This window comes from Pseudomonas sp. efr-133-TYG-103a, from assembly GCF_030209235.1.
Lineage (GTDB): Bacteria > Pseudomonadota > Gammaproteobacteria > Pseudomonadales > Pseudomonadaceae > Aquipseudomonas.
The window spans coordinates 85293-98176 of record NZ_JARVSK010000017.1 but is presented as its reverse complement, the minus strand read 5'-3'; the positions used below and the strand labels follow the sequence as shown (position 1 = coordinate 98176).

The following is a 12884-nucleotide window of genomic DNA, read 5'->3' as shown; positions in this document are numbered from 1 at the left end:
TCCATGAAACATGCCCGAGCCGGTCAGGGTGTGATCTGTGTCAGTAATTGCGGCGTGTTGAGGTTCGCCAGTCGAGGGTCCCCGGCGTCGCACTGCAGCGCCACCGCGCCCAGTTCAGCCATGGTCCGCCTCGGGCTGCGCTGGCCTTGTTGCCAGTGACGTTCGAACACCTCCACGTGACTGACCGGGATGCAGCACAGCAGCGGCTCCCATTGCTCGCCCTGACGCACCATCACCGGTTTTGTCGGGTGGGCGATGGCTGTACGCAGCAACCCTTCCAACAGCGCACGGTCGAGCATCGGCGTGTCGCACGGCATGACCAGCAGAAAGGCATGACGGGCAGCGGCAAGCCCTGCACGAATGCCCGCATACGGCCCCGGAAAACCGGCCTCATCGTCCTGCACCAGTTGATCGGCAAACGCCGCGTACTGCTCGCGATTGCGATTGCAGGAGATGATCAGGTCGTCGGTCAACGGCCGCACCAGGCGATGCAGGTGCTCGATCAATGGCGCCCCGCGCCACTGAATCAGTCCCTTGTCGAGCCCGCCCATGCGTTGTCCCTGACCTCCGGCCAGCAGCAGTATCGAACAGGGAGCAAGGGCATCGAAAGGGGTCATGACGAACTCGGTCAGCGCGAAAAAAAGGGGTGCTGTGATATAACACCGCACTGTTTCCTCTACAACCGGACCTAGCCGATGAACGCCAAGGCAGACACACCTTTCGTACCTTTGAATATTGCCGTTTTGACGGTCAGCGATACCCGCACGTTCGAAACCGATACGTCCGGGCAGATGTTCGTCGACCGCCTGACCGCTGCCGGTCACGGGTTGATCGAGCGCGTGCTGCTCAAGGACGACCTGTACAAGATTCGCGCTCAGGTCGCGACCTGGATTGCCGACGATCAGGTTCAGGTCGTGTTGATCACCGGCGGCACCGGCTTTACCGGCCGTGACAGCACGCCAGAAGCCGTGGCCTGCCTGCTGGACAAGCAAGTGGACGGTTTTGGCGAGCTGTTCCGGCAGATTTCCGTGCCGGACATCGGCAGCTCCACCATCCAGTCTCGCGCGCTGGCGGGCCTTGCCAATGGCACGCTGGTCTGCTGCCTGCCGGGCTCGACCAATGCGGTGCGGACCGGTTGGGATGGCATTCTGGCCGACCAGTTGAACAACAGTTTCCGCCCCTGCAATTTCGTGCCGCATCTGAAGAAAGCCGAGCCGTGCGCGACCCGTGGGTGATGCTCGATGACCAAACCTGACATGCCCGGCCTGATGCCGGTTGAAGAGGCCATGGAGCGGCTGATGCGCCTGGCCGAAGGGGCGCCGATCCGCGAGCGTGAAAGCGTCTCGCTGGCCCAGGCGCAGGGCCGGATTCTCGCTGATGATCTGATCTCGACCCTCGATCTGCCGCCGTGGCCGAACAGCGCGATGGATGGGTATGCCTTGCGCGCGGCGGACTGGACCGGCGAGCCGCTGCCGGTCAGCCAGCGGATTTTCGCCGGACAGGCGCCCGAGCCTCTGCTGCCGGGCACGTGCGCCAGGATTTTTACCGGCGCGCCAGTGCCCGACGGCGCTGACTGCGTGGAGATGCAAGAAAACGCCGAGGTGCAGAGCGATGATCGCGTGCGTTTTATCGAGCCGCTGAATGTCGGTCAGAACATTCGCCCCAAGGGGCAGGAAACAACCGTCGGCGACAAGGTTCTGGAAGCAGGCACCCTGCTGGGTCCGATCGAACTGGGCCTTGCCGCGACGATGGGTTTCGGCCAATTGCAGGTGGTGCGCCGCGCACGCGTCGCGGTGCTCTCCACCGGCGATGAGTTGATCGAGCCCGGCCAGCCTCTGGGCCCGGGGCAGATCTACAACAGCAATCGGGTGTTGCTGTGCAGCTGGCTTGAACGTCTGGGCTGCGAGGTGGTGGATGCGGGCATTCTTCCCGACGAACTGGGCAAGACTCGCGCGGCGCTGGGCGCACTGAACGCTGTCGACCTGATTCTCTCCACCGGAGGCGTTTCGGTCGGAGAGGCGGATTTCCTGGGTCATGCGTTACGCGAAGAAGGCGAAATCTCCCTCTGGAAACTGGCGATCAAGCCGGGCAAGCCGCTGACATTCGGCCATTTCCAGGGCGTTCCGGTGATCGGCCTGCCCGGTAATCCGGCTTCGACGCTGGTGACCTTCGCGCTGCTGGCGCGGCCTTACCTGCTGCGCCGGTTGGGCGTGCGCCAGGTCAAACCGCTGCAATTCAAGGTGCCGGCCGGTTTCGCCTGGGACAAGCCGGGCAATCGCCGTGAATATCTGCGCGGGCGCCTGGAACAGGGTCGACTGGTCGCTTATCGCAATCAGAGTTCCGGCGTCCTGCGCAGTGCTGCGTGGGCGGACGGGTTCATTGAGGTCGTCGAGGGCACGACGGTTGCGCAGGGCGACCTGCTCAATTTCATTCCTTTGAGTGAGGTGCTTGGCTGACAAGCGGCTGGATCCAACTGTGCCAATGTGAACTACCCTCAAACGCGTGTCGTGACAAATGGGCGTCGAGCATCTGCCCCGGAGTATTGTTATGCAGTCCTTGCGCATTGCCTGTGTGATTCCCACTTATAACGGCCGCCGCGAACTCGAGCGTCTGCTCGATTCCCTGGCGGTGCAGACCGCCGAGTTCGACACGCTCATCGTGGACTCCAGCTCATCGGATGGCACCTTTGAACTCGCCCAGGCGCGCTGTGCCGATGTCATTCGCATCGACGGCAAGCAGTTCAATCACGGCGGCACCCGGCAAATGATGGCCGAGACGCATCCTCGCTATGACGTCTTCGTCTACCTGACCCAGGACGCTTATCTGGAAGACCCGCGCGCCATCGAGAACATCGTCGAGCCATTCGACGATCCGCTGGTGGGCGCGGCGTGCGGCCGGCAACTGCCGCATCTGGACGCCACGGTTCTGGCCAGTCATGCGCGCTGGTTCAACTACCCGCCGGTGTCGCGCGTCAAAACCCTGGCCGATGTCCCGGAGCTGGGTATCAAGACACCCTTCATGTCCAACTCCTTCGCGGCCTATCGGCGCGATGCATTGCGTGCGGTGGGCGGGTTTCCGCCCCACGTTATCCTCTCCGAAGACATGTACGTGGCGGCCAAGATGCTGCTGTCGCACTGGAAGGTGGCGTATCAGGGTTCGGCGGTCTGTCGCCATTCGCACAATTACACGCTGCGCGAAGAGTTTCGTCGGTATTTCGACATCGGTGTTTTTCAGGCCCGCGAATCCTGGATTCACGCCCATTTCGGCGGTGCGAGAGGCGAGGGCTTTCGTTACGTGAAGTCGGAGCTGGATTTTCTCGGCGCGCGGCGCTGGTACCTGTGGCCGTCGTCATTCCTGCGCAACGGCCTCAAGTTGCTGGCCTTCAAGCTGGGCAAGGAGGAGGCCCGCCTGTCACGACCCCTGAAGCGCAAGCTGGGCATGTACAAGCGCTTCTGGGACAGCGAACACGCTTGACTGCATTCACCGATCCAGGTCCTGCCGCGCCAGCAGTGCCTGGAGCACGCTTTTCAGCCCTACGCGGCCCTTGCGCGGCACGCCTTCAAAGCGAATCCAGCCTTCATTGAAACCGTCCAGCATCTGCATGCGCGGCAGCGGGTTACTCATGCCCTGAGACACGAACAGCGCCTGCCATTGGTCTCGCGGCACGGCTTGCGTCGTCACCGGTTTGCCGAGCAACTCGGTGAAAGTCGCGGCGATCTGGTCAGGTGACACAGGCGTCTGGCTTTCGAGCTCGACGATGCGTTTGCCCACCCAGTGTTCTTGCAGCAACTGCGCAGCGACATGGCCTACGTCCGCCGTAGCAATCATCGGCACGGCCCTGTCCAGTGGTTGCAGAAAGCTGGGGATCACGCCAGTGCGCACGGCAGGTTCGATGTCCCACAGGCAGTTTTCCATGAACCAGCCCGGACGCAGGAAGGTTACCGGCAGCGACAGCGTGCTCAGGCTCTGCTCCAGCAGCTGCAATTGATTGAGCAGATTGGGTTGCGTGGCCTGGGCACCTATGGTTGAGATGCACACGATCTGGCCAGGCCGCGAGACGCTCAGCGCTGCATGAAGGTTGGCAATCATCCGCCGCGTTTCCGCAAACCCCTCCGACGGCGAGAAATTGGGCGGCAGCAGCACGAACGCCGCTGCGCTGTTCTGGAAGGCATCGGTCAAGGACGAGACGTCGTCCACGTCGGCGATCGCGATGTCGCAACCCATGTCCGCCCACTGCCGGGCCTTTTCAGCGCTGCGGACCACGGCGCGAACGGGTTGGCCCGCGCTCAGCAATTGCCGCGCAACTTCGCTGCCCACTTGCCCTGTGACGCCCATGATGGTGTACATGACTGTTTCCTCTGCGAGGGCGACCTTGCGTCGCCGTGGCACACAGCGTGCACTTGTCTGGCCGATTCTCCGATAGCATGGACGGCATTGAATAAATGATCTGGAGTCATCAATGGGATTTGACGGACGTTTGGCCAGCGGCATGGGTGTGCTCTCGGCAGTGGTCGATACCGGCAGCTTCGTCAAGGCCGCCGAGGTGCTGGACATGACTCAATCCGGTGTCAGTCGGGCGATTGCGAGGCTGGAGGGACGGCTCGGTATCCGCCTGTTCGACCGCACGACGCGCTCGGTCAAGCTGACCGATGAGGGCCGTCGACTCTACGAAGAGATCGCGCCGTTGCTGGCCGGGCTGGAGGAGGCGGCCTCATTGGCGTCTGGCAGCGCCAGCGCAGTGCGCGGACGCTTGCGGGTGAACGTCGACCCTTATTTTTCACGGCTCATTCTGGCGCCCGCGCTGGGTGATTTCATGGCCACCTACCCGGAGCTGGAGCTGGACCTGATCACCCGCGAGCAACTGGGTGACCTGGTGGCCGACGGCGTGGACCTTGCCGTGCGCTTTGGCGAGCCGCCGTCCTCGTCGCTGATCGGCCGACAGTTGCTCAAAACCCGCGTGCTGACTGTGGCATCTCCGACATACCTGAAAAAGCACGGCCGGCCCGGTCATCCCACCGATCTCGAAAGCCCGGCCCATGTGTGCGTGGATTTTCGTGATCCACAGACCGGGCGACCGTTCGTGTGGGAATTCCACCGCGCCAAGGAGCGATTGATTCTGAACAGGCGTGGGCGTCTGATGGTCAACGACGTCGCCACCCTGCACCGCGTCTGCGAGCAAGGGCAGGCGGTGGCGCAGGTGTTGGCGTTGGGGGTGGAATCGGCGATCGCCGAAGGGCGCCTGATCGAGCTGTTCCCCGACTGGCCGGACGAGCACTTCGCGCTGTATGCGCTGTACCCGTCGCGGCACTTGCCGCCCGCCAAGGTGCGGGCGTTTCTGGAGTTCGTCGTCGCCCTCAGCCGCTGAGGGCAGGGCGCCGATCAGCTCCGTGCGGCTTCTTCGGCCTGCTCGTCCATGCGGTCGGATTCGAACAGTTCGGCCAGTTCGGTGCGAGCCTCCAGCGCACTTTGCATCACCTTGGCCGCATCGTCGTAGATCAGGTGCTGACGGTTGAGCACCTGTTCGTCATGACGCTTGAAGCGCTCGATCCGCGCGGCCGCCTGCGCCTCGGTCAGGCCCAGGCCGATCAGCGTGCGGCGAGTCATCTCAAGGCTGGAATAGAAGGTTTCCCGCACCGCCTGAGCGTCCAGATCCAGCAGCCGGTGAACGTGCTGGCGGTTACGCGCCCGGGCGATGATCTTCAGGTGCGGATACAGCTTGCGTACCAACTCGGCGGTCTTGATGTTGATGTCCGGATCGTCTGTGGCGATGACGAAATATTCGGCCTGATCGACTTTGGCGGCACGCAGGATTTCCGGGCGCAGCGGGTCACCGTAGAACACTGGCACGTTGCCGAAGCTGCGCGTGAACTCGATGGTTTCCACCGACGTGTCCAGTGCGATGAAGGGAATCTTCTGCGCCCGCAGGATACGCGCAACGATCTGACCCATCCGGCCCATGCCGGCGATCACCACGCGAGGGTTGTCAGAGTCGATCTCGCGGTATTCCTCGGGCACTTCCTTGACCACTGGCTTAGGCTTCAGCCAGCGCGAGAGCACCAACAACAGCAGCGGCGTGAGCGCCATCGACAATGTGATCGTCAGCACCAGCGTGTCGTACAGGCTGGCGTCGAACAGTCCCTGATCGCGGCCGATATTGAACACCACGAACGCGAACTCACCGCCCGCCGCCAAGACCAGGCCCAGGCGCAACGCGCTCTGGCCGGTGAGGCCGCCGGCGGCGCGCCCGACCAGGTACAACAGCGGAAATTTCAGCGCGATCAGCATCACGGTCAGGCCCAGTACGGTGATCGGCGAGCTGATCAGCAAACCAACATTGGCGCCCATGCCGACGCTGATGAAGAACAGCCCGAGCAGCAGGCCCTTGAACGGTTCGATCTGCGATTCCAGTTCATGCCGGTATTCCGAATCAGCCAATAGCAGCCCGGCGAGAAACGCCCCCAGCGCCATGGACACACCGACCAGATCCATCAGCCAGGCCGTGCCGATCACCACCAGCAAGGCCGTCGCGGTCGACACTTCCTGCAACTTGGTCTTGGCAACGATGCGGAACACCGGACGCAGCAGGTAACGTCCGCCCACCACGACCACTGCAATGCCGCCGAGCACTTGCAGGCCATGACGCAACGAATCACCGGAGTTGGCATCGTGAGCGCCGCCTGCCAGCATCGGCACCAGCGCAATCAGCGGGATGGCAGCGATGTCCTGGAACAGCAGAATGGCGAACGCCAGGCGGCCGTGAGGTGCGTTCAGCTCTTTGCGCTCGGCCAGACTTTGCAGGCCGAACGCGGTCGATGACAGCGCCAGACCCAGGCCCAGCACCACGGCGCTGTTCAGCGGTTGATGGAAGGCGAGCAGGGCGACCGCGCCGATCACGACGCCGGTCAGCAGCACTTGCGCAAGGCCGACACCGAAGACCGATTTGCGCATGACCCACAGACGTTTGGGCGACAGCTCCAGGCCGATGATGAACAGCAGCAACACCACGCCCAATTCAGAGATGTGCGCGACACTTTCCGGGTTACCGATCAAACCGAGGCCGGACGGACCGATGACCACGCCTGCAATCAGGTAACCGATCACGGCCCCCAGTTGCAGGCGTTTGGCGAGGGGGACGGTGATGACGGCGGCGAGCAGAAACACGACTGCGGCCTGTAACAGGCTGCCTTCATGGGGCATTGGGGACTCCTTTCTGGGTGAGGCGCTGCAGACAAAACCCGCACGTTAAACGGATGCGTCCTACAGACCTGATCACACACATGCTATTGATTAAGTGCGCGTATTAAACCACGTCGAAGTGACAGGAATCAGCGACCGAGACGCTTCGCCGCAGGCCGTGACGATGCAGCGGCGTGCCAGTCGCTGCAGGAGCGCGTAACATAGGGCCGCATTTGTAACGCGCAAATGATCTCGACCGGATTCAGGAACTTCGCCATGACCAACAAACAGCGTCTCGTTTATTCGATCATCATCGCCCTGAGCGTGCTGGTCATCATGCTCGGCCTGTCGCATCTGCAGACCATCGGCGTGCTGAGCGAAAAGACTTTTCAGTACATCGCCATCTTCGTGGCCGTGATCGTCGTGGTGCTCAATGGAGTGCTGCGCCGCAAGGTCAAGCACTGAGGCCCCCCGGGTGCCGAGGTGCGGTGAAACCTGCGCAGCGACGTACCCGGTTACACAAGCGGGTCTGAACTATTTTTTGCCGGCCGAACTCCAAAACGTCGCATTCAAGAAAGCCCTTAACGGGAAATGGAGTTCAAAAATGATCAAGAAACTTACCGCTGCCGTCCTCGCCACTGCCGCTCTGACCACTGCCCAGTTCGCTTTGGCGGACAAGCCTGGCGCAGGCTGGATCACCATCGAAAAAGCGATCGAAAAAGCCAAGGCGGCGGGTTACACCGAAATCTACAAAATCGAAGCCGACGACAATGGCTATTGGGAAGGCGAAGGGCGCAAGGCTGACAGTGTGACTTACGAGTTCCGCATCGATGGCACCTCTGGCAACGTCCTGCGTGACCAGAAAGACTGATCACGCCCCTCTGCGGGAGCGCCGTCCGGTGCTCCCGTACTGCTTTTCCCCCGCTTTACTCCCCCGTTCTTATCCGACACGCTTGCCGGCCAACCCACTGCAGCAGGAAGCAGCACATGAGTGTGCGGATCGAATTCAAAAGCAACCCAAGCGAAGACGAACGTCTGGAAATCCTCGAGCCGCTCAGGGCCTATAACGCGGCCAAGGCCGGCGACGGCAAGTCGGAAAAGTTCGCGTTCTTCGTCCGCGATGAACACACCGATGCCGTGATTGGCGGGCTGCACGGGCGCATTCTCTACCGCTGGCTGTTCATCGAGCTGCTGGTGGTGCCGGAACAGGCACGCGGGCAGCGCACGGGCAGCGAACTGATGGAACTGGCGGAAAACTTCGCGCGGGAACGCGATTGCATCGGCGTCTGGCTGGACACCTTCGATTTTCAGGCCCCGGCGTTCTACCGCAAGCTCGGTTATCAGGCGTTCGGCCAATTGAACGATTATCCGCCGGGCCATCAGCGCCTGTTCTTTCAGAAACGTCTGGTGCCGTAGGCGGCGCCCTCGCTGCTTCCCGGTGACGGCGCAGTGACGCCTCGAGCGCGGGCCGGACCAGATGCTGGCCTGCCGCTTGCAGGTGCAGGCGTGTGCGAGCCCGACAGACGATCGACCTGCTGCTAACCCCGTCATTGCGAACCCGCCGCGCAGTTTACCTGCCCGGCCGTGCGCAGTACTCTCCCGACGCTTTGTTCACGTTCTGTTCGGCTTCCACTTCCAATAATCACACCGGAGCTTCAGATGTCTTCACCGCACGATAACCACGACACGCAGACGATTTCCTTCGCCGCGCTGACCGAGCTGCTGACGCAGATTTTCCTGCGCCACGGCACTCGCGCCGAAGTGGCGGCGGTGCTTGCCGAGAACTGCGCCAGTGCCGAGCGTGACGGCTCGCACAGCCACGGGATCTTCCGCATCAAGGGTTACCTGTCGTCGCTGGCCGCTGGCTGGGTCGACGGCCAGGCGGTGCCGATCGTCGAAGATGTCGGCGCCGGGTTCGTGCGGGTCGATGCAGCCGGGGGCTTTGCTCAGCCCGCCATGCAGGCGGCCAAGGCGCTGCTGATCGAGAAGGCCCGCAGCGCCGGGATTGCCATTCTGGCGATTCGCAACTCGCACCACTTCGCGGCACTGTGGCCCGATGTGGAGCCTTTCGCGCAGCAAGGACTGGTGGCGTTGAGCGTGGTGAACAGCATGACTTGCGTCGTCCCTCACGACGCGCAAAAACCTCTTTTCGGCACCAACCCGATCGCCTTCGCGGCGCCCCGTGCGCAGGGCGAGCCGATCGTGTTCGACATGGCAACCAGCGCCATCGCCCACGGCGACGTACAAATCGCCGCCAGAGAGGGGCACATGCTGCCACCCGGAATGGGCGTGGACCGGGCCGGCCAGCCGACCCAGGATCCCAAGGCCATTCTCGACGGGGGCGCGCTGTTGCCCTTCGGCGGTTACAAGGGCTCGGCGCTGTCAATGATGGTCGAGCTGCTCTGCGCGGCACTGACCGGCGGCAACTTTTCTTATGAATTCGACATGTCCAGCAAGCCTGGGGCGCAGACCCCCTGGACCGGGCAGACCATCATCGTGATTGACCCGGACAAGGGCAGTGGCCAGGCCTTCGCCGCGCGCAGTGAAGCATTGATCCGGCAGATGCACGACGCAGGGCAGCAGCGCTTGCCGGGCGATCGTCGATACCGTCAGCGCGAGCAGTCGCTTGCACAGGGCATCGTCTTGAAGACTGATGACCTGAGCCGTTTGCGCGAGCTGGCCAGCGCCTAACTGTCGAACGTGTGGAGTTTCCCAGGCCGCTTGAGCGCGCCGGGCGTTTGCTCGGCAACGTGAAGGCGCATCAGGTGCTGGCTGTCCAGCGCTTCGGTAGAAGATCGGGTGACCTGGCCGCAGGGCATTGCCAGCGCGGTTGCGCTCACGGCGGCCAGCATCAGGGTAATGAACAACGCGATAATGGTTTTCATGGTCGTGCCTCTCCTTGAAGGGAGCGCAACGAGGCGCTCGATCGACCGTTGCAGACTAAGTCCGCGCTAGTGGGAGGCGTTATTCGGATACTGTTCGCTTCTTGCCTGATGCTGCACGAGGGTGCGACGGCGTCAGGCGGACACGACCACTCGTCGAATCGAGGCTTGCGTTTGGAGAGCGTTGAAAATACTGTATGTTTAAACAGTATTCAGCGAACGAGGATCGAACATGTCTATTCATCAAGCCACTAGCGCCACCGCATTTTCCACGCCTTCGGCCGAGCCGACTTTCAGCAGCGTCTGGGGTAACGAGATGCAACGCGAGGATTTTCTCGCCCTGGCCGCCGGCCTGCGTCAGTTCAATGCTTTTGCACACGACATGGCGTTTGTTCCGGATCCAGTCGGTCAATCGGCCGACCACGCGCATCTGGCGGGGAAATGAATCCTGTCATTTCTCTGCTGCAGGCCTATGGTGGGTAAACGAGGGTGATTCAGCGCTTGTATCGCGTCGTTGCAACGACGACCTGGGGCTGCGCGATCTGATCGGCTTCAGGCTGACGCCGTTTGCCGGCGCGGATCAGGCTGAGCGCAATCAAGGTGCCCACTGCCGATAAGGCGCACCAACCCATCAAGAATGTCATCACGTCTGGTTCTCCGAACTGCAGAAATCGGGGTGCCATTTGAAATGGCACGCTCTCCATCCGAATCCATCGGCCGTATGCCGCATTTCCTGAGGCCGAGAAACCGGAAGCTTGAACAAACGTCGAGTTCAGCGCAACTCCCTCAGACCAATGGGGTCTTGCTTTAGACATAGTCAACGTCGAGGCGCACGTTTATGAAAGATCTCGGTTCACGCTTGAAGGAAGAGCGTAAGAGCCTCGGGCTGTCGCAACAGGAGTTTGGCGCTATCGGTGGCGTGGAAGCCAACGCGCAAGGCAAGTACGAGAGTGGGGAACGCATTCCGCGTTCCGATTACCTGGCTGCTCTGGGCAAGAAGGGCGTCGATGTCCTGTATGTTCTTTCGGGAAAGCGAACACCCATTTCGACGGACACGTTGAACGATGCCGAGCGCGCGATCATCACTCACTACCGTGCGCTGAGCGAAAACGACCGTGACGCGATATCGCAGTTGGCCGCTTCATTGTCGGAATGTGCGACCGAATTCGGTGGCCGGCCGGCCGCGTAGGGCGATCCCACCGACGCTTGCGATTGAATATACGAAACATATATGATTCGTATATCAATCGAGAGGTCTGCACATGGGACTGGTGAAAATTTCAGAACAGATGCACGCAAACATTCGCTGCGCCAGCGCTGCGCTCAGCCGCTCCATCAACGCTCAAGCGGAGCACTGGATGCGAGTCGGCATGCTCGCCGAGCTGAACCCCGGGTTGAACTACAGCGAAATCTGTCAGTTACTGATCCGGGCCGAGACGTCAGGCGGCGCGGTCCTGAGTCTGCAGTCCAGCGACCTGGTCCCGGTCGAGTCTCAAGTCGGAGCGGTCTGCCAATGAGCATCAGCATAAAGAGTGAAGCCGATCTGGTCGGGCTGCGGATAGCGGGGCGGCTGGCGGCCGACGTTCTGGCGATGATCGCACCCCACGTCAAGCCCGGCATCAGTACCGAGGCGCTGGATGACATTTGCAATGACTACATCGTCAATGAGCTCAAGGTCATCCCGGCCAACGTCGGTTATCACGGATTCACCAAGACCACCTGCATTTCGCCGAACACCGTGGTGTGCCATGGTATTCCGTCGCCTGACGACATCCTCAAGGAAGGCGACATCGTCAATATCGATGTGGCGGTCATCAAGGATGGCTGGTACGGCGACACCAGCCGCATGTATTACGTGGGAGAGGTCAGCCCGCTGGCCCGGCGCCTGGTGGAAACCACCTACGAAGCAACGCTGGCAGGCATTCACGCTGTCAAGCCTGGCGCTACGTTGGGGGATATCGGCAACGCCATTCAGACCGTCGCCTACCGCGAAGGCTTCAGCGTCGTGCGCGAGTACTGTGGGCATGGCATCGGCCGCAAGTATCACGAGGAGCCGCAAGTGCTGCACTACGGCGCCGCTGGCAAAGGCCTGAGGCTCAAGACCGGTATGGTGTTCACCATCGAGCCGATGATCAACGCTGGCAAACCGGGCACCCACGTGCTGGAAGATGGCTGGACTGTTCTGACGCGCGATCAGTCGCTGTCGGCGCAGTGGGAGCACATGGTTGCGGTGACCGACAGCGGCTTCGAGCTGCTCACGCCCTGGCCGGATGGCACGGGCGATTACCCGGCGGTGTAGCATCGGTACGCGGACTAATTAAGTCACAATTGTCGAGATGACGAAGGTTCCGCTTAGCTTGTAGTCTTCTTCCCGTTCCCCTGTAGTGCTGCTACCTGACCGGCTCAAGGATGATCAGATCAGCAGCACTTGGGGAGAACACCAGCACATTGCTGAAGACATTAAAAAACCGGCCTGGGCCGGTTTTTTTGTGGATGGAATTCAGGACTGGAGCTGTTTGGCCGCCTCGACGCCGGCAGAGCTCAGCTTGATCGGATACTTCAAGAGGCGCTCGCCTTTGGCGGGGCTGTCAACGCTGCCGTCATGAATCAGACCGGCCTGTTGCAAATGCTCAAGCGTGTCGGCAACGGCGTTTTCCCCTCGGTAGTTATCCAATACCTCTTTGCCCAGACCTGTCGGGTGGGCATGCAGCAATCGGGTCAGGACTTCCTTTTTGAGCGCGTTATCTATGGTCATGGTTTCCTCGCTTTGCTGGTTTGATGAGCGCTGCTTGTAAATTCCGACCACTCGATATGCGGTTTGTTTGG

The 12884-nt window shown here is 61.5% G+C and carries 18 protein-coding genes; 12 read left to right on the top strand and 6 right to left on the bottom strand.

What is annotated here, in order from left to right; genetic code table 11:
- Positions 1 to 23: 23 nt before the first annotated feature.
- Positions 24 to 617: a molybdenum cofactor guanylyltransferase MobA gene (gene mobA / locus QRN36_RS15750; RefSeq protein ID WP_285424901.1), complete on the bottom strand. Its 594-nt coding sequence runs from the start codon at positions 615 to 617 to the stop codon at positions 24 to 26.
- A gap of 78 nt (positions 618 to 695) precedes the next feature.
- Here mobA and moaB point away from each other — a divergent pair, with 78 nt between their 5' ends.
- The 3 genes from moaB (at position 696) to QRN36_RS15735 (ending at position 3474) form a co-directional block, all read left to right on the top strand.
- Complete coding sequence (moaB, locus tag QRN36_RS15745; protein WP_093459092.1) at positions 696 to 1235, top strand: molybdenum cofactor biosynthesis protein B; 540 nt, start codon at positions 696 to 698, stop codon at positions 1233 to 1235.
- A 6-nt stretch (positions 1236 to 1241) separates the two neighbouring features.
- Entirely contained in the window at positions 1242 to 2456 is a 1215-nt protein-coding gene (glp, locus tag QRN36_RS15740; protein WP_285424900.1) for a gephyrin-like molybdotransferase Glp, read from the top strand.
- Between the two features lie 91 nt (positions 2457 to 2547).
- Positions 2548 to 3474 carry a glycosyltransferase family 2 protein gene (locus tag QRN36_RS15735; protein WP_285424899.1) on the top strand — a complete coding sequence of 309 codons (927 nt, stop codon included), beginning with the start codon at positions 2548 to 2550 and terminating at the stop codon, positions 3472 to 3474.
- A gap of 6 nt (positions 3475 to 3480) precedes the next feature.
- Here the strand turns inward: QRN36_RS15735 and QRN36_RS15730 are convergent, their stop codons facing one another.
- Complete coding sequence (locus QRN36_RS15730) at positions 3481 to 4347, bottom strand: NmrA family NAD(P)-binding protein (protein WP_285424898.1); 867 nt, start codon at positions 4345 to 4347, stop codon at positions 3481 to 3483.
- A gap of 112 nt (positions 4348 to 4459) precedes the next feature.
- Here QRN36_RS15730 and QRN36_RS15725 point away from each other — a divergent pair, with 112 nt between their 5' ends.
- The gene (locus QRN36_RS15725; protein WP_285424897.1) at positions 4460 to 5365 is read left to right on the top strand and encodes a LysR family transcriptional regulator; all 906 of its coding nucleotides are present in this window, start codon (positions 4460 to 4462) and stop codon (positions 5363 to 5365) included.
- A 14-nt stretch (positions 5366 to 5379) separates the two neighbouring features.
- Here QRN36_RS15725 and QRN36_RS15720 read toward each other — a convergent pair whose 3' ends face one another.
- Positions 5380 to 7197: a monovalent cation:proton antiporter-2 (CPA2) family protein gene (locus QRN36_RS15720; protein WP_285424896.1), complete on the bottom strand. Its 1818-nt coding sequence runs from the start codon at positions 7195 to 7197 to the stop codon at positions 5380 to 5382.
- 255 nt (positions 7198 to 7452) lie between these two features.
- Between QRN36_RS15720 and QRN36_RS15715 the strand changes: the two genes are divergently transcribed.
- The 4 genes from QRN36_RS15715 to QRN36_RS15700 all read left to right on the top strand — a co-directional run bounded on the left by QRN36_RS15715 (position 7453) and on the right by QRN36_RS15700 (position 9867).
- A complete protein-coding gene (locus tag QRN36_RS15715; protein ID WP_093459087.1) occupies positions 7453 to 7641 on the top strand; it encodes a hypothetical protein in 189 nt (62 codons plus the stop codon).
- Positions 7642 to 7780: 139 nt separating this feature from the next.
- Positions 7781 to 8047, top strand: a complete 267-nt coding sequence (locus QRN36_RS15710) for a PepSY domain-containing protein (RefSeq protein WP_285424894.1) — start codon at positions 7781 to 7783, stop codon at positions 8045 to 8047.
- 116 nt (positions 8048 to 8163) lie between these two features.
- A complete protein-coding gene (locus QRN36_RS15705; RefSeq protein ID WP_285424893.1) occupies positions 8164 to 8592 on the top strand; it encodes a GNAT family N-acetyltransferase in 429 nt (142 codons plus the stop codon).
- Positions 8593 to 8835: 243 nt separating this feature from the next.
- Positions 8836 to 9867, top strand: a complete 1032-nt coding sequence (locus QRN36_RS15700; RefSeq protein WP_285424892.1) for an Ldh family oxidoreductase — start codon at positions 8836 to 8838, stop codon at positions 9865 to 9867.
- On the opposite strand, the gene QRN36_RS15695 is transcribed toward QRN36_RS15700, so the two are convergent.
- Positions 9864 to 10061 (bottom strand): hypothetical protein, encoded by a 198-nt coding sequence (locus tag QRN36_RS15695; RefSeq protein WP_285424891.1) that lies wholly within the window; start codon positions 10059 to 10061, stop codon positions 9864 to 9866. The genes QRN36_RS15700 and QRN36_RS15695 overlap by 4 nt on opposite strands.
- A gap of 229 nt (positions 10062 to 10290) precedes the next feature.
- Here QRN36_RS15695 and QRN36_RS15690 point away from each other — a divergent pair, with 229 nt between their 5' ends.
- The gene (locus QRN36_RS15690) at positions 10291 to 10503 is read left to right on the top strand and encodes a hypothetical protein (RefSeq protein WP_285424890.1); all 213 of its coding nucleotides are present in this window, start codon (positions 10291 to 10293) and stop codon (positions 10501 to 10503) included.
- 49 nt (positions 10504 to 10552) lie between these two features.
- On the opposite strand, the gene QRN36_RS15685 is transcribed toward QRN36_RS15690, so the two are convergent.
- Complete coding sequence (locus QRN36_RS15685) at positions 10553 to 10705, bottom strand: hypothetical protein (protein WP_285424889.1); 153 nt, start codon at positions 10703 to 10705, stop codon at positions 10553 to 10555.
- 191 nt (positions 10706 to 10896) lie between these two features.
- Here QRN36_RS15685 and QRN36_RS15680 point away from each other — a divergent pair, with 191 nt between their 5' ends.
- The 3 genes from QRN36_RS15680 (at position 10897) to map (ending at position 12357) form a co-directional block, all read left to right on the top strand.
- Complete coding sequence (locus tag QRN36_RS15680) at positions 10897 to 11247, top strand: helix-turn-helix domain-containing protein (RefSeq protein WP_285424888.1); 351 nt, start codon at positions 10897 to 10899, stop codon at positions 11245 to 11247.
- Between the two features lie 73 nt (positions 11248 to 11320).
- The gene (locus QRN36_RS15675) at positions 11321 to 11575 is read left to right on the top strand and encodes a ParD-like family protein (protein WP_285424971.1); all 255 of its coding nucleotides are present in this window, start codon (positions 11321 to 11323) and stop codon (positions 11573 to 11575) included.
- Positions 11572 to 12357 (top strand): type I methionyl aminopeptidase, encoded by a 786-nt coding sequence (gene map, locus QRN36_RS15670; protein WP_373568755.1) that lies wholly within the window; start codon positions 11572 to 11574, stop codon positions 12355 to 12357. Before QRN36_RS15675 ends, map begins: the two co-directional genes overlap by 4 nt.
- A gap of 201 nt (positions 12358 to 12558) precedes the next feature.
- On the opposite strand, the gene QRN36_RS15665 is transcribed toward map, so the two are convergent.
- Positions 12559 to 12813 carry a hypothetical protein gene (locus QRN36_RS15665; RefSeq protein WP_285424887.1) on the bottom strand — a complete coding sequence of 85 codons (255 nt, stop codon included), beginning with the start codon at positions 12811 to 12813 and terminating at the stop codon, positions 12559 to 12561.
- Positions 12814 to 12884: the final 71 nt, after the last annotated feature.